Here is a 23,398-nt window from a genome sequence, read left to right on the forward strand (position 1 = left end):
TATATCATACAGCCGTACTTGTCATCTGACAAGCACAGCGTACTAACACCTTATTTTTCAATCTTCACAATTTCTTCTTGTTCTCTGTTGACTGAGCCGCTTGCCTTAATGCTGACTGTTTCTCCTTCAGCAAGGTTCGTAAACACAATCGGTGTCATGAGAGACGGTACATTTGGTTTGACTGCGTCCAGATCAACTTCAAGAAGTTTCTGTCCAGGCTCAACGCGGTCTCCTTCTGATACGAAAGACGTAAATCCTTCGCCCTTCAGGCTGACAGTATCAATACCAAAGTGGATCAAAATTTCTCTTCCGCCGTCGGATTGCAGGCCGATCGCATGTTTCGTCGGGAACACATTTAGAATTTTTCCTCGAACCGGTGATACGACTATACCTTCTGAAGGGAGAACCGCAAAACCGTCACCCATCATTTTTCCTGAGAAGACTTGGTCAGGAACATCAGTAATCGGGTGAATTTCTCCGGTAATCGGAGATACGAAAACTTCCTCGCCGATTTCATTTTGCAGCGGTTCTGCAATGACTTCCTCAACCTGCTGACTTACTTCTTCTTGAGCAGATGTTGTCGGTTCAGGTCTTGGCTTGCGTCCCGCAATGATGTCTTGCATTTGTGTTTTTAAACCGTCAGAACGAGGTCCGAAAATAGCCTGAATGTTGTTGCCGACTTCCAGTACGCCGGAAGCGCCAAGCTGTTTCAGACGGTCTTTATCAACCTTTTTCTGATCGTTTACAGTCACACGCAGACGAGTGATACAAGCATCAAGGTGTTTGATGTTTTCCTGGTCACCCATTGCCTGCAGGATCTCATAAGGAAGATCTCCAGCTTCACCTGTTTTCCCAGTTGATGCAGTTTCAGCCGCAGCATCCTCGCGTCCAGGTGTTTTCAGATTAAATTTGCGGATGGCAAATCGGAACCCGAAGTAGTAAATGACCGCAATCGCTAAGCCGACAGGAATGACAAGCCACCATGCCGTCCGGTTCGGCAAAATACCGAATAGGAAGTAGTCAATTAAACCGCCGGAGAATGTCATACCAATCTTAACATTCAACAGCTGCATGACCATGAATGAAAGTCCCGCGAACACACAGTGAATCGCAAACAAGATAGGGGCAACGAATAGGAATGAGAATTCCAATGGCTCTGTGATCCCTGTTAAGAAGGATGTCAAGGCCGCTGAACCCATAATACCTGCAACGAGTTTTTTGTTTTTCGGTTTTGCTTCATGATAAATCGCAAGCGCCGCAGCAGGCAGACCGAACATCATAAATGGATATTTACCTGTCATGAACGTACCTGCTGTTAACTGTACGCCGTCTTTAATCTGCGCCATAAAGATACGCTGATCCCCGCGGATGATTTCTCCGGCAGCACTCTTATAGCTGAAGAATTCATACCAGAACGGCGAATAGAAAATGTGATGCAAACCGAATGGAATAAGTGAGCGTTCGATCACCCCGAAGATAAATGCAGCAAGGGTTGGATTCGCTTCCACTAATCCTGTTGAAAAGGAATTCAATCCATGCTGGATCGGAGGCCAGATCACTAACATAATAAGACCCAGAATCAGTGCAGAAATTGACGTAACAATTGGAACGAAACGTTTACCCGCAAAGAAACCAAGATATTGCGGCAGTTCAATTGTGTAAAATCTGTTGAATAATAATGCCGCTAACACACCGACGATAATACCACCGAACACGCCTGTCGCCAAGGTAGGTATACCAAGCATGTTTACATATGCAGGATGGTTTTCCGTGAAGAACTTGGCTCTTTCGATTGAATCGGAAGGAATGGTTCCGTTTGCAACAAGAACCGCACTCATGGATACGTTCATCACCAGATAACCGATAATTGCAGCAATCCCTGCAACTCCATCACCGTTGGCAAGCCCGATGGCTACACCTACTGCGAATAGAAGCGGAAGATTATCAAAAACAATCTGTCCAGCGCTTTCCATAACACCTGCTACGAGCTGGACATTGTCATTGCTCAAGAAATGCAGGACTTCAATCATGTCCTTATTTTGCATCGCATTTCCGATCGCAAGTAAGATACCCGCAGCCGGAAGGATCGCAACTGGAAGCATAAGCGCACGCCCGATTTTTTGAAGAACGCCGAATAATGCTTTAAACATAAGAATTGACCTCCTCTTTTTACTAGTCTGACCTTACAGCTAAAAATCATGACAACGAATTCACAGGCGTAAGTCTCCCAGTTTAACCGTTTACATTTGCCCTTTTACACAACAAAAAGGGCATGAGCAAAATCGGGTGCACAAAAGAACGAGAATAGACTTCCCGTTTTTTCCCCTCAATCACTCATGCCTGATCGGATCAGTAACACGTTATAAGGATAAACTGAATTTATGAAATTTTATTGGTTAATCGGTACAGATGAAGCGTCAGATAAACCGCTTCCGCCTCATGAACTGGTTTCTTCAATGTTTGCTGCAAGATTTTAATCAATTTCCAAGCTGTATTGTAGCATAGTGGATATTCATTTTTCAATAACAACATTAATTTTTCTGGTTCTTTAGTCGGTTCTTCTTTTTTAATTCTTTCTATAGTAAATCTAATATGCCGGATCAGCCGCAAATAGTGGACACTTTCCTTATTTACTTTCATTTGAAATGAGTCTTCAATCACCTCGACAAGCTGCGCCATCAGCTGCGAGTGCTGATTGACTTCGGACAGCGGACGGTTTGTCAGGGCCGAATGGATATGCAGGGCGATAAAACCGATCTCCCCCTCCGGAAGACAGATTCCCGCTTTTTCATTGATCATTTCTATGACTTCTTTGGCTATTTGGTATTCATCAGGATATAGTGACTGAGTCTCCATTAAAAATGGATTTTTCATATCAAAGCCCTGCTGCTGTCTTTTGATCGCAAATGCGATATGATCAGTCAGCGCAATGTGAATATGTTCATTTAATGAGTGGTTAGTCCTGTTGCTGATGTGATAGATGACATCGTTTGAAATATCAACGAGCTTTTCATCAACATAGTCAAGGAGCTTTTTAAACTGTTTTTGTTCCTTCTCATTCTTTAAAATGAACATTTTTTCGTAGCCTTTATCTTCAATGACATCATCTTGTTTTTTTCCGAAACCAATACCTTTTCCGATTAAAACGACTTCGCTGTATTTATGATGAGAAGCAATTAATACGTTATTATTCAGTACCTTTTTCACTGTAAAGGACCCATTCACGATCCTCAGCTCCTTTGTCATTCAATACCTCATATCGTACATAACGAACGGAATGCACGTCAAACCTTTTTTCGATGCTTTCACTAAACAGTCGATCTTTCGATGAGGCGGTAATCGAGAACTTTCCTCTCAATCGGCTGTCCCTGAATTCTTTTTTCCAGCATGGCAAACGCCTGCTTTCCCATTTCTTTTGTTTGAATATCGATCGTTGTGACACCAAGCGATTGACTGATTTCATGGTTATCAACGCTTAAGATGGCAAGTTCATCCGGAACCGATATCCGCTGGGCCTTTGCTTCAAGTAAAAGCCCTGCTGACACTTGATCATTGGCAACAAAAATAGCCGTCGGTTTTTCCTTCCACTTTTTCCACTTATGAAAAAGCGCCTTTCCATCATTGATTGTAATCGCTTTCTCAATCACCCAGTCTTCATGAAAGGCCTCTCCGATCTCTTCCAATGCTTCTTTATAGGCTTTGATTCGAAAATGGCTGTTCATGCCCTTTTTTCTTGCCAAACAGATTGCTATTTTTTTATGCCCTTTGGTAATTAAATAGTCCAAGCCGCACCTGAATGCTTGGTGGTGAGGAATGCTGATGGTTGGAAAACGGCCGATATCTGAATTCTGGCAAAGCAATATCGGGCCCTCCCATTCGATGAGCTTCTCATCAGCAAGCGATTTCGAACAAAAAATCAACCCGTCAACCTGCCGTTGCTTTAACTGGGACAGCGCAAAAATTTCTTTCTCCACATCATAGTTTGTTTGGAATAAAGAGAGGTGAATTCCGGATTCCGCGGCTGCGTCGGCTATCCCTGCAATCAGCTCTGCAAAATAAGGGAGATTAATCGTCGGCAAGACAACGCCAATCATGTTTGAAAATCCTTTCGATAAATGCACAGCGTGAATATTTCTCGCGTACGCCAATGCTTCCATTGCCTCAAGCACCCGATTTCTTTTGTCTTCACTGACGTAAGGATGATTGTTTATGACTCGGGAAACCGTTGTAACGGAGACACCGGCTTTTTCTGCAATGTCTTTAATATTAGCCATAGATTCCCTTCTTTCTAAATCCCCTTGATCTGGAATGCGTTTCATACAATATGATATGAACATACCAGACATATTTTATGTTTTCAGCTGAAAGGAGAAGATGACATGGGTTTCTTCATTTTAATCGGGTTATGTCTGACTGTTCTTGGCGGCAGCTGCCTTGCTGTAAAACCTCTCGACCAAAAACATGAAATTAAACCATTTCGAACATTTGATGATTTTTTTATTTAATGCAGACAAAAAAGGACGATGTCGAGAACAAAGTCCTTTTTTATTTCGTGTTACGGCAGTATGATTAATTCCTTTGGATATTGGGTCAGAGCAACCGCTCCGTCCTTTGTTACATGAACGTCATCCTCAATGCGCACCCCGCCGATCTCAGGCACATAAATCCCCGGTTCGATCGTGTAGACCATGCCTTCCTGCAGCAATGTATCGTTGGCTTGGCTCATTGATGGGTACTCATGGACAGAAATCCCAAGTCCGTGCCCCAGCCGGTGAGGAAAATAATCTCCGTATCCCGCTTTTTCAATGATTCCTCGGGCAGTTAAATCAAGATCGCCGATTCTGACACCAGGTTTACTTGCCTCCATCGCGACTTTTTCCGCTTGAAGCACCGTCTCATAAATCTCCTCTTGCTTCGGATTGATGGTCTTGTATGCAAACGTTCTTGTAATATCAGAGCAGTAGCCGTCAAGAATAACACCGAGATCAAATAAAACAAAATCACCTTTCTTCAATGTGGCTGAACCCGGGTTTCCGTGGGGCTGGCCTGATTTTGTTCCGAATAAAACCATTGTGGAGAATGACATGCCCTGAATTCCTTTTTTCTTCAGCTCATACTCGATTTGAGCGAGCACTTCCACTTCACTAATGCCTTCACGCAAAGCGGCTGCGCCAACTTCAACACCGTAATCAGCAAGCTTCGCCGCCTCTTTTAGCAAACGTATTTCCTTGTCGTCTTTAATCAGGCGAAATTGGTTAAGTGTTTCTTCAGCTGATACAAACTGAGCCCCGCCGGCAGAATGCTTCAGCTGATCTGCGCGTGATAGTGAGATCGAATCCTTTTCTACTGCGAGTGTATGTATGCTGACATTTCGCTTTTTCAAGGCTTTCTCTATCAGCTCCCACGGATTTTCGTGATCCGCATAGCCAATGATTTCATGATTCCAGCCTGCGTTGCGGGCCTGGTCTGCTTCCATTCCGGGACACACAAAGAAAGGCTCCTCTTCTTGAAAAATAAATAAACCCATCAATCTTTCATGCGGTTCTGTGTAAAAACCGGTTAAGTAAAAAACATTTTCTTTCGTATGAATAAATGCGGCAGTATGCCCCTGTTCCTTCAGCCATGAAGAGACGCGTTGTATTCTATTCACTTCTTGTCCTCCTTGCCATTTCAATGCATCGTTCTGTCTTCTATTGTAACAGGTTTTACAGGTGTTTGCCTTTCGCGGGGCCTTCATTTTCTGATCCATTTTATTTCCTTCCCCTCATCCTGTATACTGACAGTAGAGTTCAATCGCAGGGAGTTGTTCCGTTTTGCTGATGAATTTTTTCAGACGAAAAGCAGTCATGCTCTTGACGGTTTTGGGGATTTCGGCTCCTTTTATCGGTATGAAGATGGCCGGCTTTTATTATTACAGCTCGATCATAGGCTGTGCAGCGGGTTTCCTTTGCTGCATCCTTGCGCTTATCATGGTTACGAAAAAATCTGATCAAGACAAAAAAGAAGGTAAAATTTAATCCGTAAAAAAACAGCAGCCCGATTGGACTGCTGTTTTTATTTTAAAAGCCTTAACCCGTTCAATATCACCAAGATTGTACTTCCCTCATGACCAATCACGCCAAATGGCAATTCCATCACCTGTAAAAAGTTTGCACAAATCAGCAGGCAGATCACAGCTAGAGAGAACACGATATTTTGTTTGACAATCCTGTTCATTTTCCGTGACAAGCTGCACATGTTTACAAGTTTTTTTAAATCATTTTGCATGAGGACCATATCAGCGGTCTCAAGAGCGACATCTGTCCCGCCGCCCATTGCAATGCCGATATCCGCCGCTTTAAGGGCCGGCGCATCATTGATTCCGTCACCGACCATTGCAATCGTTCCGAATTCTTCTTTTAATCGTTTGATCTCATTCACTTTTTGGTCAGGCAGGCACTCTGCCGCAACAGTTGTCATTCCGGCTTCCTTCGCTATTGCTTGAGCCGTATCCTCATGATCTCCTGTCAGCATGGCCGTTTTAATCCCTAGTCGGTTCAATTCTTCCATGACCTCTTTTGCTTCAGTCCTGATTTGATCTTTCAGTGCGATACAGCCTGCTATTTGATCATCCTTTTTCACAAATACAACCGTTTGGCCGCTTTGAATGACTTCTGATGCTGTTTGATTTATAAATTGTGCTGCCTTTTCCTCGCCGATAAAACCCGCTTTACCGATCTTCCATTTCGCGCCCGACACTTCTGCCATAACACCAAACCCTGATGTTTCTTCTATAGATATGTAGCCGGGCTGATTCACGCCGCGGCTTTCAGCGTACGCTGTTATAGCTTGAGCGAGCGGATGGCTTGATTGTGTTTCGATGGCATAGACGGCCTCTAGAACCTCCGTTTCGCTGAATCCTTCTGCGATTCTAAGAGTTTCAACGGCAGGCTGGCCTTTTGTTACAGTGCCCGTTTTGTCAAAGGCGATCATTTGCACAGAGCCCAGCTGCTCAAGAAAGACGCTTCCTTTTACAAGCATGCCGTTGCGGGCGCCATTTGAAATCAAGGAAAGCGCCGCCGGCATAATAGAGGCGACAAGCGCACAAGGTGAGGCGACAACCATAAACACCATTGCGCGGTAGAAGGTTTCACTCCAGCTCCACCCCAGCGCAAAGTGCGGCACAAATAACAAGAGCCCCACCACAATCAGGACACCTTTTACATAGGCATTTTCAAATCGTTCGATGAAAGCCTGCGCGGGTGAAACACTGCTTTGCGCAGATTCAACCAGTTTGATGATTTTTCTGAATAACGAATCTTCATTTGCTTTTGTGACACGGACGGTCAAGGAGCCGTTGCGATTCACAGTCCCCGTAAATACAGCGTCACCGGTGTTTTTTTCCACAGGCATTGACTCACCTGTTAATGCTGACTCATCAAGGCTTGTTGAGCCCGATTCAATGATACCGTCTGCCGCTACTCGTTCTCCAGGTTTGATCACAATCATATCACCGGCCTGCAAGTCGGAAACCGCAACTCTTTTGGTTTCGCCATTGACCATCAGTGTCGCTTCTTCTGGCTCAAGCTGCATCAAAGAAGTTAAATCTCTGCTGCTTTTGTTCATCGTGTATGTTTCTAAAGCTCCGCTTAAGGAAAAAATAAATATTAAAATAGCACCCTCTGCCCAGTATCCGATCAAGGCGGAACCAATGGCTGCGAAAATCATCAAAAGTTCTACATTCAGTGTTTTGGATTCAAACGTTTCTTCGATTCCTTCCTTTGCTTTAGCAAACCCGCCGATCACAAAAGCCAGCAAGTAAAACGTTACTGATAATACTTGATGTCCGGATAAAAGCCAGCCGGCCAAAATAAGAGCACCTGACACGAGTGCTGCAATAAGCTCGGCATGCTGCACCCAGTTTTTTTCTCTCTGTTCTGTTTTTAATGGCTCGTGCGGATCGTGTTGAGCGATAACTTGTTCATTCATATTAAATTCCCCTCTCTAATTGAGAACGCAAATCATCTTCATTTCCCTTATAAAAACAAAATTGCCGCCCATAAGGCAGCTTTATAGTCAATTATTTCTTGATGTCTTCCTTTATTATAGCACGCACGAAGAGAATTTCAATTATAATTATTTTAATTTCTTTTTGATAATAATTATCATTAATATTTATCCAATTCGTCATGATATGAAAAAAGCTGAGAGTTTATGCTCTCAGCTATTCTTCCGTCCATTCTTTCAGTTGTTCTGCCGTCATCGGGCCTACTTTTGTTTTTTCAATTTCTCCCTTTTCATTCAGCAAAAACGAAGTTGGGATCGTTATGATATGATATTCCTTCATCAATTCTCCTTTTGAATCAAGAACAATCGGAAATGTCAGCTTGTTTGCTTTAATAAAGTCTTCAACGGTTTGCTGATTTTGCTCCGCGTTCACTAAATTCACCGTTACCAGCTTTACACTGTCTGTTTGATGGGCATCATAATATGATTGAAACTGGGGAAGCTCCTTTTTGCAGGGCGGACACCACGATGTCCAAAAATGCAGGATCGTTTTTTGTCCTTTATTCGGGATCGAGATATCCTCCCCTTCTATTGTTTTCATAAGAAAAACAGCGGGAACTGCAGGCTGTTTATCCTCAGCTGCTGCCACATCGGGAAAAAACGCAATCATCCCCGATAACATAAGGCATACAGTAAGCAAACGCTTCGTTAACATGGAATCTTCCTTTCATGCTTTTCAATTAGCTTGCCCCCGCTTTTTCTTTATCATCCTTCAATTCGCGGCGTTCTGTTTCCTCCTGTAAGGAAAACAGATACTCGCAGCGCTTTGCAGATCGTGGCATAGTGCAGGCTCGTCAGTAAAATCATGCCAGTGTTCATCCCTAGGATAATACCGAGCATCTGCAGATTCTCCATTGATCCCAGCACATACATCATACTTAGCGCAACGATATGACTCCATACATTGTGATAAAAAGCTTCTTTCACAAACCCCATCCCGATTAAGCACGCCTGCAGCGGCATGACAAACAGATGAAAGAGAAAGTATGGCCACAACAGCTGCAAGTAATACTGCGCTTCAGGAGAGTGAAAAAACAAATGTGTCAGGGGTCCTGCAAACTGAAACATGATCCAGACAGCCGGTATACCATAGCCAAGTGTAATGAAAATCGACTGCTTCAACCTTTTTAATACGATGTCATACTGTGAAAGCGCATAAGCTTCGGAAATATTCGGTATCATGACAACCATTAACGAATGGGCAATAAAAGCAGGGAACGAACCTATGGTTACAGCCACACCGGCAAGCATTCCATATTGATCAATCGCCGCTGTCCCGGCAACGCCTGCTGCCAAAAGCGCCCCTTTTACTAAAAAGGGTTCAATCGCATTGACAACGGCATGAAAAATACGCAGTCCTGTTGTAGGAATTGAAACGGCAAGCAGTCTTTTCATTACATCCTTTCCGCGCAAATGAATGTGCTGCTGGCCGGATACTGCCCGCCTCGCCATGATAAATTGTGAATATAAATAAACAAGCACGACCACGTCACTCACGACTAGGACAAACAAGGAAATCAGCACGGCCATATCCAACTCAAATGAGTACCATTGAAAAAAGAGGAATAAGCACAAGAGCTGAATGATTTTTTTCAGCGCATTGGCGATTGCGATCTTTCCCATTTTTTGCACACCCATAAAGTAGCCTCTGGCGATTGAAGTAAAAGCGACAATAGGAATTAAGCCAACGACAATCCCTTTAATAAACGGGTGGTATGTATCAAATACGGGAATAAACGGAAGCGCAATACTGGCGGCGGCAGTAGAAAACGCTGTAAAAACGGCTGTCATTCTGAAAGCGTGCCTCAGCATGCTTTCATGTAGCTTAGGGTTTGATTCGGCAATGAATTTAGAAATCGAAATCGGCAGTTCCAAGCTTGCGATGACGATAATTAAAAAAATCGTAGGCAATATACTCATGTAAAGCCCCATCCCATGCTCGCCAAGCTCCCTCGCCAAAATCATATTCACGACAAATTCAAGGCATTCAGCGAAAAAGGCGGCAATGGATAAAAGAATGATCCCTTTCACAAATCGATTCATGATGTCTCTCCTTGTCTCTTGTACTACCAACATCATATGAGACAAGTTCAAAAATTATTTTATTTTTACTCTTTATATAAAAAAAAGCATAGAAGAGACAAATTGTCTATTCTATGCTTAGATGGCAAAAACGTGCCTGCCGATTCTTTCTACAATTTTTCTTGAGCGAATCCAATCATCTGACGCTGTTTTCGGATTATAAAAGAATACGGCATTTGTTTCTCTATTTTCTGAGGACAGCGCTTCTTCGGCAGCGGCAATTGAATCTTTATCAGGCTTTTGATTAATGCTTCCGTTTGAAACCGGTTCAAAGGCGTTTGTCTGATAAATCACGCCTCTTATGGTATCAGGAAAACCTTTTTTCTCTGTTCTGTTCAGCACGACGCTTGCTACAGCGACCTTGCCTTTATATGATTCTCCTTTTGCCTCTGCGTGAACGAGACGGGACAGCAAATCTTTTTCAGAATGAGTATATGTTTCTTTCTTTTCATTTGTTTTGGCTGGCTTGTCTTTCTCTTTCTTTTCAGTGTTTGCTGATAGCTTGATCGGTTTTATTTTTTTCTCGTCCTTATCAGCAGACAGTGAAGGGAAAGATCTGTCTGTGTCTCGTTCTATATGTGTAAGCCATTTGGCTTCTTGTTTTGTCTTCTTTGTGCTCATTAGTGAAGCTTGTGTATGTTCAATTTTTGCTGCAGGCATGAAACAAAGAAGAAAAACAGCCAGAGCAGTGAATTTCGTCGTCATACAGTTTCCTCCTTAAAGTGCTCAAAAAACACTTCATAACCTTAACAAGAGATCCATTCATTTTCACGGAAAAAGATTTTCCAACTCTCCCAAGGAGGCATCAGGATGGAATATACCGGATGACAGGCTTGTTAATGGAAGAAAAACAGCCTGAAATTCTATAAATATTGTCAATACGAAACATATTTATCCATTTTTGGCGTTTTACATTTTATTTACGCCTGTTACAGCTTCGTGTAATAAAGAGCCTGTATCCTGTCATATATGATAAAAAGGCTTCTCACAATTGAGAAACCTTCAGCTTCTTGACTGTTCTAAGTATTGAAATATAACATCTCCGCCTTGCTGGGCAATTCCTCGGAAATGTTTAAAATCATCTTGTTTGGATAACACGGCCCTGAAATCCAGGAAATGCTCTTTCTGGACTCTCAGTTCGTTTATTGCGCCGGTTCGCAGCTGTTCAATCATTTCTATTATCTCTTCGGGACGCAACGAAAATTCCCCCTTTTCTTTCTTTTGACGAAAATCAATATATCATCTTTATCGCCTCAGGACAATTCATTAGGGAGATAAAACTCCTTATCGCTTTACTTCTTAATGAAAATACTGCAAAATACTTTCAAAAGGCATTATTATGTTAAAAGGAGAGGAAGCTTGTGAAAATCGCTAAGGTTGGAAACGTCATTGAATTTAAAAATGGATTAACCGGTGTTGTTGAAAAAGTAAATGAGAATTCTGTAATCGTTGATGTGACGATTATGGATAACTACCGGGATCTTGAGTTAGATTCATTGACAGTTGTTAATCATAAGAATTATAAGATCATCAGAGACTCCTATAAAACCTCCTAATCTCCCACATTCATTCGCAAAAACTGCAAGACCGACAATTAGACACCTTACATATGAAATTCGCTTTCTCAAAAGCTGCCGGCCGGCAGCTTTTTTACATAAAAACACCGATTATGAATCGGCGTTTTGGTCTGTTTCCGTTATTTCTATATGGAACTCACTGACGGATCCTGATTCATACAGGTTGGTCATTGACGTTGAGTAATTTGTGATTTCACCCCGGAAGGCAAGATTCTCGTCAGGAACCTGGACGTTGAACGTTTTATCATATAACAGGACAGCGATATCGTGGTAAGTCTCACTCGTAACATTTAGGGTGAAAGCGATTTTGCGCTTCGGCTCGCTTTCCACTTTATATGCATCCATTTCTAGCGTTACATCGTTTAATCGCAATGTCTTCACTTCGTATCACTCCTTTAAAGTCCATGCATCTTAGCATACCTTAGCGAACGTTTACAATGAATCTGTTCTGACAACAGTTATGTTACCCATTTCTTTAGAAAAGACACCTTTACAAACGTATGTTCGATAAATTATAATAAAACAGACGAGCTGCCATCCAGCATCCCGTCTTTTCATGAGAAAGCGGCGAGTGGAATTCCCCCGGATTCACTCGTCTTTTTTTACATAAGTCCCAGCAATGAATACGGTTTTAGGACATGGTTTTGAGGATAAAACGAAAAGATATGTGCTCGGCAGTGCAGATACGGATACAAGATAGCGGACGTTCACCTTTTTCCTCTCGGGTCATGTTGTTGATATATAATAGGCGAAGATACTCATTTGTCTGACAAAAACCCGCCTTTAATCGAGCCAAGCTCTTTTGCTCGCCTTGATTGACAATCAGTCAGTCCCCTCATATTCAGCACCGTAATAGCCTTCGATGCTAACATCTCCGCAGCCAGATCCTTTCGTAATGTCCAAGTAATGGTTTCTCAACTTGGTTCCGGGTATATAATCGGCGGCGCTATAATCAAAATGGTTGCCAGTAAACGCTTTCTCACTTATCGTAATAAAATCTCCGCCTAATGTCATCCTCTGCAGTTTCATGGTAAGCGTGCACCCTTCTGCATTCAATATTGTAAATCTGTAATAGAGCCATCCTGGATCATAAGGGTTATTATGGTTTGCTATAAAAAAACCAGTTTGATCTTTTGTCATAATAAAACTGACTTTTGTTTCATCCTTAGCAGCCAATGCAATCGTAGTTTGGACATTCAAACTTAGCGCAAGACATAACAACATACAAACCAATAATTTTTTCATCAGCAGCCCCCTTTTCCATATTATAATCAGATTTCAATATTAAGGAAATAAAAATTCAAAAAAGACGAATTGGGGTACTTTGAGCACCCAAAAAATAGACGTGCTATTACACACGTCTATGACATAACATTTGAAATCATTATCGATTATCAACCGTCTCCGGATACAAATCATGGTTCATCATACGGTATTCCGCCATTTTCTCGTACTTTGTTCCCGGCTTTCCGTAGTTTGTGTACGGGTCAATGGAAATTCCGCCTCTTGGTTCACATCTATAGTGAAGGGGGTTATTTCAATTATTTAGCCTTAATACTTCTCAAAAAAGCACTTCTGTTCCCTGTGGCATTTGTCAACATAGTCGCATTTTCATTAAGCCTTTGTACTAACGCTTCTTTAGCTTTCCCTTCAAATGAAGAGAGTAAAGCAACATACACTTCAGCTATAACCTGTTGTGCTGAAGAAAAATCTGATGCGTTTTTTGTGTCTTCCTTTAGGTTCTGACAATGAGTTTTTAAACTTGTACCCACATTTTTTTTTAATTCCTCATTCTGTTGTAACCGTCTGTAAAATTCATCTGCATCCATATTAACTCCATATGGCAATTTAAATCCCCCTTACAATCGTAACCAGCTTGCTAATTCATCATCCTTATCTTTTAAATCCTCAGCCAATTTAACAATGAACTCACTAATATCCTCTAAATCTCTAATCAAATAATGAAGAGAAGCCTCAGTTTGATAATGCTCTTCTGAGTCATAAAATGCTGCCCCATCTTTCACATAAGGTGCGTGAAACAATACAGCTTTATCAACATCACTTGGATCAAGATCCTTGAATTCTCCTAATCTCTTCCCGCAAATCGATTTTACGTCATAAACCATTTTGCTGTGATCATGAGGGAATTGTTCAATTTCTTGTTTCTTTGTTTTTAAGTCTTCGATAGCTGCCTGTAAACGTTTAGCCAGTTCTTTTGCATACTTAGCATCCACTTTAATGGTTTGTCCATTCATACCTGAATAAGATGAGAACGATTCGATATTCTGGTTATACACTCCGTTTCTGCCATTAACACTTTGGATATTACCATTCTTATCAAATTTAAAGTTGGAATCATTTAAACTATGAGTATCAGGATTTTTTGCAAATGCTTGGCCATAGAAGGAGGTAATAAGACTCCCTAGAACACCAGGAATACCTAAAGATGTATTAAGCCGGTTTGCTCTATCTTGGCGTGCGATGCTTGGGTCTTTCGTGTATATAGTTGTTCCGTTGTGTCGGTCGTATTCTAAAAACCAGCCCGAACCCACCATATCATCAGGATTAATGATTGCTTTGTGATACAAATCAAATTCGCCATTTCTGATTTTCTTCTGTGTTTCTTCATCATGCAGCTTAACGATGGAAGGGTTGTTAAAAGCCACACTGTAAACGTCGTTGTTTACACCAGCGTATTCCGCATCTGCTCCTCCAAGTGAGTGACCTGTTGTCGAAATCACTGTGTTAGTACCAGCATACTTTTTCACTTCATTGGCAACGAGCTTATCACCTTGATCAAATTGAGATGTCTTAGTGACAATTTTGTATTCTCCGCTCTTAATCATCATTGCTTGTTCCATACTGCCGTTATACTTGGCAATAGCTTTAGAGTTTTCAGACGCATCTTTTTTCATTATGTATTGGACTTTCTTTTTCGGGTCTTTACCCATTACTACGTTGCCGCCATCCGCACTTATAACATCAGCTTTAATTTGTTCCTGATTTGTTCCTTGAAAACCTACGACAACATTTTCCGGTTCTTTTGGTTTTACCCATTTGCCTTCTTTTTTCTTGGCTTGGACAAATACGTATACATCTAGCCCTGTGTCTGGGTCTTTTTTGATTTTATCTATAAAATATTGTTTTCCTGAATTAATCTTAACGGGTATTTTTTTCGAGAAATGTTTTTTCAGATACTCATCTCGATAAGTTAGTTGACTAATACTATAATAATCTTGGTCAGATATATTAGGAACCTTAGCCTTCTTGCTCGTGTACATTGACACACTCCTCATGTAAAATAAGCACTGAAAGGATGGTTTTATGAAAAAATACATTATTATCCTGTTGTCAGCAATCATCATTATAACACTTGGGGGAATATACGTGAAACACCAATATGATGAAAAGCAAGAAAAAGTTAAGACTGCAGAACTAGAACTATTTGATAACGCTAAAAAACGAATGACTGATTACATAAATGCTAACTATGAAGATATAGATAAAATTGAGTTCTCGGACAAATATGAAATAGATCCAATGGGCGGTATTAATGCAGAGGGGTATTTGAACGGAAACAAAGAAAAAGAGTTTTGGGGGATTTATGACAAGTCAAATGACACTATAACTTCATCGTATGTTGATGCTAAAGAAAAGCCAGAATGCGAAGAAAAACCATGTGAATATTAAAAAACACCCCTTCACATCATGGGACTGACCCCATAAAATGAGACAAATAAAAAACACCTTCAAGTTTGAAAACGGATCGTTGTTATCCGACATTAGACTTGGAGGTGTTTTTTCTATGGGGACAAGAGTGAGTTATCCGGTTGAAGTGAAACAGAAGGCTGTAGACATGAGATTGGCAGGCGTGCCTATGAAAGAGATCATGCAGAAATTGAATATCAAGAATAAGACACAGGTTCAGACATAGGTTAGATGGCATAAGGCTGGGGATACACATCGATTCGAACAGCCTGTTGGAAAGCAATACACTTACGGAAAAGGTCCGGAGTATTCTTCCGAGTTAGAGAAACTGCAGGCAGAGAATCGATACCTGAGACAACAGAATAAAGTGTTAAAAAAGTACAACGAATTGGAAAGGAAGTTGATAGCCAAACGTCAGTCGAACTTGTAGAAGGATTGCACAGCACAATGACCGTGCAGGATATCTGTGTTCATTTAGGTATCTCACGAGCGTCTTATTATCGTTGGAAGAAGAATCTGACGAAAGATCACCCCAAACGGCATTTAGAGAAACAAATTGGCGTAGTATGCCGAAAGCACAAGTATCGATATGGATATCGAAAAATCACCGCCCTATTAAAAAAGGAAATGTGCATTAACCATAAAACGGTTCAGCGTATCATGCAGAAAAATCAGTGGCAGTGCAGGGTTAAGATGAAGAAACGCAAGAAAAACGGGCAGCCATATGCCGTAGCCCATAATATATTGGATCGGAACTTTCAGTCTGATCGCCCTCTTGAAAAACTAGTAACGGACATCACATATTTGCCTTATGGACAGAAACAATTGTACCTTTCCAGTATATTGGATGTATACAATGGAGAAGTGGTTGCTTTTACGATTGGAGATAAGCAGGACACAGACTTTGTCTTAGACACACTTGATCAGCTGCCAACACTGCCTGAGAACTGCGTGTTACATAGTGACCAAGGATCTGTGTATACATCTTACGAGTATCAGAAAGCTGTTAAAACAAAAGGCATTACCATGAGCATGTCCCGCAAAGGGACGCCCGCTGATAATGCCTCCATCGAATCGTTTCATTCCTCACTAAAGTCTGAAACGTTCTATCTTAACAGCATTGATCGAACCACGACCGCCATCGTAGAACGCACTGTCATAGAATACATTCATTATTATAACAATATTCGTATTCAAACGAAACTAAACAACCAATCACCGATAAACTATCGGCAATTGGCTGTTTAAAAGGTGTTTTGATCCCTGTCTCAAAAACGGGGGTCAGTCCCTCATAGTGAGGGGTTTATTTGTTTGGACGATATTTCTGATTAGCTTCAAGTTCCTTTTTCAAGGCCTCTACATCTTGCCTTAACAATAAGCTTGTCCTCCCGATCTTCTTAACCGGTTTTATTCTTTCCATATTAATCAATGCGCTCAAAGAAAAAACTGCATTTGGGAAACCCAAAATATAAACGAATTAAAAGTCTAGATTAAGAGTGATGTCCTGTGCAGGGCATTTTGTAGTGGATAAAATAAGAAAAGACGTACTAAATCGTACGCCTTAAACTGCTTCTGTTCTATCAATTTTTAGCTGCAAAAAGTCACAGTTCAGGTTGCACCTTAGGTCACAGTCGGGTCACATTCCGCCTAAAATTGACGCTAAATGTCAGTATTTTACGGTGACATCACTTCGTCTCACACAACGGATTCATTTCATTATCGATTATCAACCGTCTCCGGATACAAATCATGATTCATCATACGGTATTCCGCCATTTTCTCGTACTTCGTTCCCGGCTTTCCGTAGTTTGTGTACGGGTCAATGGAAATTCCGCCTCTTGGCGTAAATTTGCCCCATACTTCAATGTAGCGCGGGTCCATTAATTCGATTAAGTCATTCATGATGATGTTCATGCAGTCTTCGTGGAAGTCACCATGGTTTCTGAAGCTGAATAGGTACAGCTTTAATGATTTGCTTTCAACCATTTTTTCATCAGGAATGTAGCTGATGTAGATTGTCGCAAAGTCAGGCTGTCCTGTTTTCGGGCATAAAGATGTAAATTCTGGGCAGTTGAATTTTACAAAGTAATCACGGTTTACATGTTTATTCGGGAATGATTCCAGCACGTCCGGCGCATATTCAAACAAATAATTTGTTCCTTGGTTGCCAAGCAGTGTGACACCTTCTAATTCTGATTCTTTTCTTGTTGTCATTTTTATCTTCCTTTCTATTATACGCCGCGTTTGTTGCCCCATAACAGGGTGTGCAGCTGCGGAAGCACTCTGACGAGATTCAGCTCCGCATCGGCAGCTACCTTATCAACAAGCGCTTCATATTTTCCAAGCAAATGTGCAATCAATGTCTGATCATCTGTCGTATGAACGTCATCATTACCGACTTGTAAATAAAACGGGATTCCCGGATAACGCTTGTGCACGGTTTTGGCAAACGCCATATCTTCATCATTAAAAATGACAACCTTTAAGCTGACAGCATGCTGTCTGTTATTCTCTTTAAGTGATGTCAAAATGTGATCAAGCTTTTGAAAGTTCGTTACCATTTTTGAGCTTGGCGGTTTTGGAGAAATTGTAAGGTCATCGATCAGCGTAAACCACTCCTGATAAACAGTCCCCTGGGTTTCAAGCGCTGCACGAATGTTATTTTCCTTCAGCAGTTCGATAAAAGCACCCAGCTGTTTTAACAGGGCCGGGTTGCCGCCCGAGATCGTCACGTGGGAAAACGCGTCTCCCCCAATGTTTTTAAGCTCTGCAAAAATCTCCTCAGCCGTCATCCAGCGAATATCTTTTTTAGCAGACCCGTCCCAAGTGAAGGCGGAGTCACACCAGCTGCAGGAATAATCACAGCCGGCTGTGCGAACGAACATCGTTTTTTGTCCGATCACCATGCCTTCTCCTTGAATCGTCGGGCCGAAAATTTCTAATACAGGAATTCCTTTAGCCATTCAAACCACCCTTTTTCGGACGGTAGACACAGTAACTTGTCGGTGTTTCCCGGACAAACACCTGTACACAGCTTGGCTTATTCTCCAATGTGTCTAAATAAGCCTGTACGTTGTCATAAATCGTTTTCGCCACAACTTCAGTTGTCGGCACCGAATACCGGTCGTCCTGAGAAAATTCTTCATGATCATTTAAAAGTGTATGATCATAGTTTCCGTGCACCAGTTTTTTGAGCACGCTGAAATTGACAAGGAAGCCGGAGTCGTCAAGTTCGTCGCCGGCAACGGTTATATTGACGGTATACGTATGCCCGTGAACCCTGCTGCACGCTCCAGCACTTTCCCGAGGGATAAAATGAGCAGCTGAGATGTGCATATCCTTATTCAATTCAAATGAATAAGGATGCTGGGCCTGGGGATAAATTTGAGATAACAATTTATGCACGCTCTCCTTTCATCGCCATATATTCTTCATAGCCTTTTAAACGAAGGTGGCATGCCGGACATTCCCCGCAACCGTCTGCGATGATGCCGTTATAGCATGTCAGCGTGTTGTTTTTCACAAAATCAAGGGCGCCAAGCTCATCTGCAAGCTTCCATGTTTCCGCCTTATTGAGCCACATGAGAGGCGTATGAATCACAAACGGCTTCTCCATTGCCAGGTTTACCGTTACATTGCAAGATTTCACAAATTCATCACGGCAGTCAGGATAACCGCTGAAGTCTGTCTCGCAAACTCCTGTAATAATGTGACGCGCGCCAATTTGATATGCCAGAATAGATGCAAAAGATAAAAATACCAAATTCCGTCCCGGAACAAATGTGGATGGCAGTTCACCGTCTTTTGCCTCTATCTCAATATCATTTCTTGTCAGGGCATTCGGTGCAAGCTGATTTAAAAGGGACATATCGAGCAAATGGTTTTTCACACCAAGCTTTTCCGCAATCGATTTTGCCACTTCAACTTCCTGCGAATGACGCTGATTATAATGAAAAGTCACCGTTTCGACTTCTTCGAATTCCTTTAAAGCCCACAGTAAGCAAGTGGTACTGTCTTGACCGCCGCTGAATACGACAATTGCTTTTTCTTTTTTCATGATTCCTCTCCTTTTCCGCAATAAAACCATCGGCGAGAGACATCGCTACAGCTGATTCATACAAAAAAACACCTTTTCGGAAGGTGCTCTAGAAAAACATAAAAAAGGCCGTATCCAAGGATACAGCTCGTCCTTAGTTTTTTATAGAGGGTGTAGCTAGAACCTCTCCCGCATATCGCACGGATTTTTTCAATTTTTCACTTCTGCTATCTTACCATAATGTTGTTTTTCTTGACAATAAAAAAGTCAGCCCTTGACTTCCCGATCAATCATTGTTCTGCAATGACGGCTCGCTTCATTACTTGTATTTACAAACTGCGCCGCCGGGGAACCTTTTTGCAAATCAGGGCGCCTATGAACGCCAGACTCACATAGCCAAACAATGGATAAATCGTTGAAATGAGCTTGCCGTATCCTATTTGGCTCGTAATATAAGCCGTGGTCATAATGGCTGCAAAGATATATTTGCTTTTCATTGGAAGAAAGCTCTGCACTTGTTTTTCCAATCCATATAGATTGCCGATAACCGATGTGAACACTTCACCGAAAATAATGAGCAAATAAATCAAATGGACAGACCGCGCAAAGAGATAAACGACTTGAGCCATCGGTATATCGTACAAAAATACATCCGGGAGCATCGACAAAGACAGAAAACTCGCGGACAGCACAATCGTCAGCATCGCCCCTCCGACTAAAGCGCCCTTTTTTATCACTTTTTCCGATGACATTTCATTCGCCAGCGGAACCAAGACCGCTTGGGCGAGCGATAAATTTAAAGCGCCGTAAGAAAACGCTGATAACAGCCAGTCCCAGCGGTGCGGCCATCCCCACTGCGCTGCGTTCCGCGACTCGCTGAAAATAAAAGAGTCGGCCACCACAATCATAGAAAAGATGATTAAAAGAGGAACAACAAACACATTGACACCGAAAATGCCTTTTACTCCTCCAGTCATCACAATTAAGCTCAAACCGATTGTAATCAGCATCCCAATCTGAGGGGACAGCCCCAGCTGTTCCTCAAAAAGCGCCCCTGCCCCGGAAAGCATAACAGATGTGACGCCGAGGAGTACAAACAGCATAAACACATTAATAAACCGCCCAGCCTTCGCCCCGAACAAGAATATGTTCATTTCTTGATATGACTTGGCATTGATTCGTTTTGAAATGATCATCAGCTTGGCCCCGAGAAACGTAAACATTCCGCCGCTGACGATAATACCGAATAAACCGAACCAGCCGAACTTCAGAAAAAACTCAACAATTTCCCTGCCAGTCGCAAACCCAGCTCCGACTACTGTGCCGACATACACAAAGGCAAGCTGACTTGCTGACCCTTTTGATTGTTCCATTTCTCCCCTCCGAACGAACCGCAGTTTTGTCCACATGTGCCTTTTATAACCTATGAGACAAGTTCCTTGAAAAGAAGGGGAAAACATGTTTTACTTTGTAACCAATTTAAAAACATTTTCCGCAAATGACTTGAAAGTCAAAGAAGGTCAGAGTATACTATGAATCAATGTTGGTCAAACGAGCCGGCCTTTTTTAAAAACCAATTGGTCAAAGTTAGTCAAATAGTCAGACTGCTCTGAGCGTATTGTTTTGAAAGCCGATAAGTTTCCCGTATACTAATAGTCAAAGAAGGTCAAATTAAATCGGCCTTTTTATTCACATTCATTGGTCAAAATAGATCAAATTTTTAAGGGGGTTTTGGCAAATGCGTTGTCAACATTGTCATCAAAACGAGGCGACGATTCGCCTTAACATGCAAATTAATTCCGTTCATAAACAAATGGTATTATGTGAAACTTGCTATAACGAACTGACCCGTAAACCTTCAATGAGCATGGGTCCTCAATCTTTCGGTTTTCCGTTTGAACAAGCGTTCCAGCCGAAAGAACAAAACGCAGCAAAACAAAGCGAGAAGAAAGGGTTGCTTGATGAGCTGGCTCAAAATATCACAAACGGTGCAAAAGCCGGTCTCATTGACCCCGTCATCAGCCGTGATGAAGAAATCGCTCGCGTGATCGAAATTCTGAACCGCCGCAACAAAAACAATCCTGTTCTCATTGGTGAGCCGGGTGTAGGGAAAACCGCCATCGCCGAAGGACTCGCTTTAAAAATTGCTGAAGGCGATGTTCCAAACAAACTGAAAAACAAAGAACTTTACTTGCTTGACGTTGCATCCCTTGTTGCAAACACAGGAATCAGAGGCCAATTTGAAGAGAGAATGAAACAGCTGATCACTGAGCTGAAAGAACGAAAAAATGTCATTCTGTTCATTGACGAAATTCATCTTCTCGTTGGCGCAGGCTCTGCAGAAGGCTCTATGGATGCAGGCAACATTCTCAAACCCGCCCTTACCAGAGGCGAACTGCAAGTCATCGGTGCGACAACACTGAAAGAATACCGTCAAATCGAAAAAGATGCCGCGCTAGAAAGACGTTTTCAGCCTATCATGGTGCAGGAACCTTCAATAGAACAGGCCATCCTCATTCTGCAAGGGATCAAAGACAAATACGAAGCATACCATGGCGTGACATTCAGTGATGAAGCAATCAAAGCATGTGTGACTTTATCATCCCGCTACATTCAGGACAGACACCTTCCGGATAAAGCAATTGACTTATTAGATGAAGCTGGTTCAAAAGCCAACCTGTTAATTGATGAGCTGAATGATGAGGATGCGGCGGAACGCTTAACTGCGATTGAAGCCGAAAAAGCAAAAGCGCTGGAAGAGGAAAATTACGAACTGGCGGCAAAACTCCGTGATGAAGAAATCGCATTAGAGAAAAAAACAAACAGCTCTTCCTCTCATTCCGCTGTCACTGTGGAAGCTGACCATATTCAGGATATCATTGAACAAAAAACAGGCATCCCTGTCGGCAAGCTGCAGGCGGATGAACAAACAAAAATGAAAGAGCTTGAAGCAAAACTTCATGAACGTGTGATCGGACAAGAAGCCGCTGTTCAAAAAGTGGCAAAAGCGGTAAGACGAAGCCGCGCCGGATTAAAATCCAAAAACAGACCCGTTGGCTCCTTCCTCTTTGTCGGTCCTACCGGTGTAGGGAAAACAGAGCTTTCTAAAACGCTGGCGGATGAACTATTCGGCACAAAAGACGCTATTATCCGTCTTGATATGAGCGAATACATGGAGAAACACGCCGTATCTAAAATCATCGGTTCACCGCCTGGGTATGTCGGCCATGAGGAAGCTGGACAATTAACAGAAAAAGTGCGCCGCAATCCTTACAGCATCGTGTTGCTGGATGAGATTGAAAAAACACACCCTGACGTTCAGCATATGTTCCTGCAAATCATGGAGGACGGCCGTCTGACAGACAGTCAAGGCAGAACCGTAAGCTTTAAAGACACTGTGATTATTATGACAAGCAACGCGGGTGCTGGTGAGAAACAAATGAAAGTCGGTTTCCAATCAGATGACAGTGTATTCGAAGAACAAACATTGATTGATTCACTCAGCATGTTCTTTAAACCTGAGTTCCTCAACCGTTTTGACAGCATTATTGAGTTCCGCTCACTGGAAAAAGGACATTTGGTCAAAATCGTCAGCCTGCTGCTCGGAGAACTTGAAGAAACATTGGCAGAACGCGGAATCACCTTGAGTGTGACAGACGAAGCGAAAGAAAAAATCGCTGAGCTGGGCTACCACCCTTCATTCGGCGCACGTCCGCTCAGAAGAACCATCCAAGAATGGGTGGAAGATGAAATGACCGATCTCCTGCTTGACAATAGCGAGATCACAAGTTTCCATGTGACTGCAGAAGATCATACAATCAAAGTGCACGCGAAATAACAATGAGCGGTTTCCTGTTTAGGAAGCCGTTTTTTTTGTGGATTCATACTCTTGACGGAGAAAATACCGTCCCTTCCCCCGAAGTGTTACTCCCCTTTATCATTTACACTT

The 23,398-nt window shown here is 42.2% G+C and carries 23 protein-coding genes, 2 pseudogenes and 1 riboswitch; of the genes and pseudogenes, 6 read left to right on the top strand and 19 right to left on the bottom strand.

Going from position 1 to position 23,398, the window contains the following annotated elements:
• Positions 1 to 50 precede the first annotated feature (50 nt).
• The 3 genes from ptsG to ACMX2I_RS14310 form a co-directional block, all read right to left on the bottom strand.
• Positions 51 to 2,150 (bottom strand): PTS glucose transporter subunit IIABC, encoded by a 2,100-nt coding sequence (gene ptsG / locus ACMX2I_RS14300; RefSeq protein WP_414957274.1) that lies wholly within the window; start codon positions 2,148 to 2,150, stop codon positions 51 to 53.
• 229 nt (positions 2,151 to 2,379) lie between these two features.
• Entirely contained in the window at positions 2,380 to 3,246 is an 867-nt protein-coding gene (gene glcT / locus ACMX2I_RS14305) for a glucose PTS transporter transcription antiterminator GlcT (protein ID WP_202328606.1), read from the bottom strand.
• A gap of 62 nt (positions 3,247 to 3,308) precedes the next feature.
• A complete protein-coding gene (locus tag ACMX2I_RS14310) occupies positions 3,309 to 4,274 on the bottom strand; it encodes a LacI family DNA-binding transcriptional regulator (protein WP_087991007.1) in 966 nt (321 codons plus the stop codon).
• A 105-nt stretch (positions 4,275 to 4,379) separates the two neighbouring features.
• Here ACMX2I_RS14310 and ACMX2I_RS14315 point away from each other — a divergent pair, with 105 nt between their 5' ends.
• Positions 4,380 to 4,505 carry a hypothetical protein gene (locus ACMX2I_RS14315; RefSeq protein WP_277986990.1) on the top strand — a complete coding sequence of 42 codons (126 nt, stop codon included), beginning with the start codon at positions 4,380 to 4,382 and terminating at the stop codon, positions 4,503 to 4,505.
• A gap of 50 nt (positions 4,506 to 4,555) precedes the next feature.
• On the opposite strand, the gene papB is transcribed toward ACMX2I_RS14315, so the two are convergent.
• Positions 4,556 to 5,650 carry a di/tri-peptidase gene (gene papB, locus ACMX2I_RS14320; RefSeq protein WP_414957275.1) on the bottom strand — a complete coding sequence of 365 codons (1,095 nt, stop codon included), beginning with the start codon at positions 5,648 to 5,650 and terminating at the stop codon, positions 4,556 to 4,558.
• A gap of 163 nt (positions 5,651 to 5,813) precedes the next feature.
• Between papB and ACMX2I_RS14325 the strand changes: the two genes are divergently transcribed.
• Positions 5,814 to 6,017, top strand: a complete 204-nt coding sequence (locus tag ACMX2I_RS14325) for a hypothetical protein (RefSeq protein WP_414957276.1) — start codon at positions 5,814 to 5,816, stop codon at positions 6,015 to 6,017.
• Positions 6,018 to 6,054: 37 nt separating this feature from the next.
• Here ACMX2I_RS14325 and pfeT read toward each other — a convergent pair whose 3' ends face one another.
• The 5 genes from pfeT to ACMX2I_RS14350 all read right to left on the bottom strand — a co-directional run bounded on the left by pfeT (position 6,055) and on the right by ACMX2I_RS14350 (position 11,325).
• Complete coding sequence (pfeT, locus tag ACMX2I_RS14330) at positions 6,055 to 7,968, bottom strand: metal-transporting ATPase PfeT (protein ID WP_414957277.1); 1,914 nt, start codon at positions 7,966 to 7,968, stop codon at positions 6,055 to 6,057.
• Positions 7,969 to 8,203: 235 nt separating this feature from the next.
• Complete coding sequence (stoA, locus tag ACMX2I_RS14335) at positions 8,204 to 8,701, bottom strand: endospore biogenesis thiol-disulfide oxidoreductase StoA (RefSeq protein ID WP_414957278.1); 498 nt, start codon at positions 8,699 to 8,701, stop codon at positions 8,204 to 8,206.
• 50 nt (positions 8,702 to 8,751) lie between these two features.
• Entirely contained in the window at positions 8,752 to 10,089 is a 1,338-nt protein-coding gene (gene ykvU / locus ACMX2I_RS14340) for a sporulation protein YkvU (RefSeq protein ID WP_414957279.1), read from the bottom strand.
• Positions 10,090 to 10,206: 117 nt separating this feature from the next.
• The gene (locus tag ACMX2I_RS14345; RefSeq protein WP_414957280.1) at positions 10,207 to 10,833 is read right to left on the bottom strand and encodes a cell wall hydrolase; all 627 of its coding nucleotides are present in this window, start codon (positions 10,831 to 10,833) and stop codon (positions 10,207 to 10,209) included.
• Positions 10,834 to 11,130: 297 nt separating this feature from the next.
• Positions 11,131 to 11,325, bottom strand: a complete 195-nt coding sequence (locus ACMX2I_RS14350) for a hypothetical protein (RefSeq protein ID WP_148963754.1) — start codon at positions 11,323 to 11,325, stop codon at positions 11,131 to 11,133.
• Positions 11,326 to 11,489: 164 nt separating this feature from the next.
• On the opposite strand from ACMX2I_RS14350, the gene ACMX2I_RS14355 reads away from it, so the two are divergent.
• Complete coding sequence (locus ACMX2I_RS14355) at positions 11,490 to 11,684, top strand: YkvS family protein (RefSeq protein ID WP_010328531.1); 195 nt, start codon at positions 11,490 to 11,492, stop codon at positions 11,682 to 11,684.
• A 111-nt stretch (positions 11,685 to 11,795) separates the two neighbouring features.
• Here ACMX2I_RS14355 and ACMX2I_RS14360 read toward each other — a convergent pair whose 3' ends face one another.
• The 5 genes and pseudogenes from ACMX2I_RS14360 to ACMX2I_RS14380 all read right to left on the bottom strand — a co-directional run bounded on the left by ACMX2I_RS14360 (position 11,796) and on the right by ACMX2I_RS14380 (position 14,986).
• Complete coding sequence (locus ACMX2I_RS14360) at positions 11,796 to 12,086, bottom strand: DUF3219 family protein (protein ID WP_289347039.1); 291 nt, start codon at positions 12,084 to 12,086, stop codon at positions 11,796 to 11,798.
• A 441-nt stretch (positions 12,087 to 12,527) separates the two neighbouring features.
• Positions 12,528 to 12,950, bottom strand: a complete 423-nt coding sequence (locus tag ACMX2I_RS14365; protein ID WP_414957281.1) for a hypothetical protein — start codon at positions 12,948 to 12,950, stop codon at positions 12,528 to 12,530.
• Between the two features lie 139 nt (positions 12,951 to 13,089).
• Positions 13,090 to 13,215, bottom strand: a pseudogene (locus ACMX2I_RS14370) (NADPH-dependent 7-cyano-7-deazaguanine reductase QueF); the annotation flags it as partial.
• Positions 13,216 to 13,246: 31 nt separating this feature from the next.
• A complete protein-coding gene (locus ACMX2I_RS14375) occupies positions 13,247 to 13,552 on the bottom strand; it encodes a hypothetical protein (RefSeq protein ID WP_414957282.1) in 306 nt (101 codons plus the stop codon).
• A 12-nt stretch (positions 13,553 to 13,564) separates the two neighbouring features.
• Complete coding sequence (locus tag ACMX2I_RS14380; RefSeq protein ID WP_414957283.1) at positions 13,565 to 14,986, bottom strand: lipase; 1,422 nt, start codon at positions 14,984 to 14,986, stop codon at positions 13,565 to 13,567.
• Between the two features lie 43 nt (positions 14,987 to 15,029).
• Here ACMX2I_RS14380 and ACMX2I_RS14385 point away from each other — a divergent pair, with 43 nt between their 5' ends.
• Together ACMX2I_RS14385 and ACMX2I_RS14390 are read left to right on the top strand one after the other, a co-directional pair.
• Positions 15,030 to 15,395, top strand: coding sequence for a DUF1433 domain-containing protein (locus ACMX2I_RS14385; RefSeq protein WP_414957284.1), 366 nt, complete (start codon positions 15,030 to 15,032; stop codon positions 15,393 to 15,395).
• A gap of 115 nt (positions 15,396 to 15,510) precedes the next feature.
• A pseudogene (locus ACMX2I_RS14390) lies at positions 15,511 to 16,661 on the top strand (IS3 family transposase).
• Between the two features lie 468 nt (positions 16,662 to 17,129).
• Here ACMX2I_RS14390 and queF read toward each other — a convergent pair.
• From queF to ACMX2I_RS14415, 5 genes are all read right to left on the bottom strand, one after another.
• On the bottom strand, positions 17,130 to 17,627 hold the full coding sequence (gene queF, locus ACMX2I_RS14395; protein ID WP_024716285.1) for a preQ(1) synthase: 498 nt from the start codon (positions 17,625 to 17,627) through the stop codon (positions 17,130 to 17,132).
• A 17-nt stretch (positions 17,628 to 17,644) separates the two neighbouring features.
• The gene (queE, locus tag ACMX2I_RS14400; protein WP_253269047.1) at positions 17,645 to 18,376 is read right to left on the bottom strand and encodes a 7-carboxy-7-deazaguanine synthase QueE; all 732 of its coding nucleotides are present in this window, start codon (positions 18,374 to 18,376) and stop codon (positions 17,645 to 17,647) included.
• On the bottom strand, positions 18,369 to 18,818 hold the full coding sequence (queD, locus tag ACMX2I_RS14405) for a 6-carboxytetrahydropterin synthase QueD (RefSeq protein WP_087990992.1): 450 nt from the start codon (positions 18,816 to 18,818) through the stop codon (positions 18,369 to 18,371). Before queD ends, queE begins: the two co-directional genes overlap by 8 nt.
• Positions 18,811 to 19,470 (bottom strand): 7-cyano-7-deazaguanine synthase QueC, encoded by a 660-nt coding sequence (gene queC, locus ACMX2I_RS14410; protein WP_289347034.1) that lies wholly within the window; start codon positions 19,468 to 19,470, stop codon positions 18,811 to 18,813. The genes queD and queC overlap by 8 nt, the downstream gene beginning before the upstream one ends.
• A 127-nt stretch (positions 19,471 to 19,597) precedes the next feature.
• A riboswitch (PreQ1 riboswitch) is annotated at positions 19,598 to 19,642 on the bottom strand.
• A 136-nt stretch (positions 19,643 to 19,778) separates the two neighbouring features.
• Positions 19,779 to 20,822 (bottom strand): hypothetical protein, encoded by a 1,044-nt coding sequence (locus ACMX2I_RS14415; RefSeq protein ID WP_087990990.1) that lies wholly within the window; start codon positions 20,820 to 20,822, stop codon positions 19,779 to 19,781.
• A gap of 365 nt (positions 20,823 to 21,187) precedes the next feature.
• On the opposite strand from ACMX2I_RS14415, the gene clpE reads away from it, so the two are divergent.
• A complete protein-coding gene (clpE, locus tag ACMX2I_RS14420) occupies positions 21,188 to 23,287 on the top strand; it encodes an ATP-dependent protease ATP-binding subunit ClpE (RefSeq protein ID WP_414957285.1) in 2,100 nt (699 codons plus the stop codon).
• Positions 23,288 to 23,398: the final 111 nt, after the last annotated feature.

The sequence above is a fragment of the Bacillus sp. SW14 genome (genome assembly GCF_047608225.1).
GTDB lineage: Bacteria > Bacillota > Bacilli > Bacillales > Bacillaceae > Bacillus > Bacillus subtilis_G.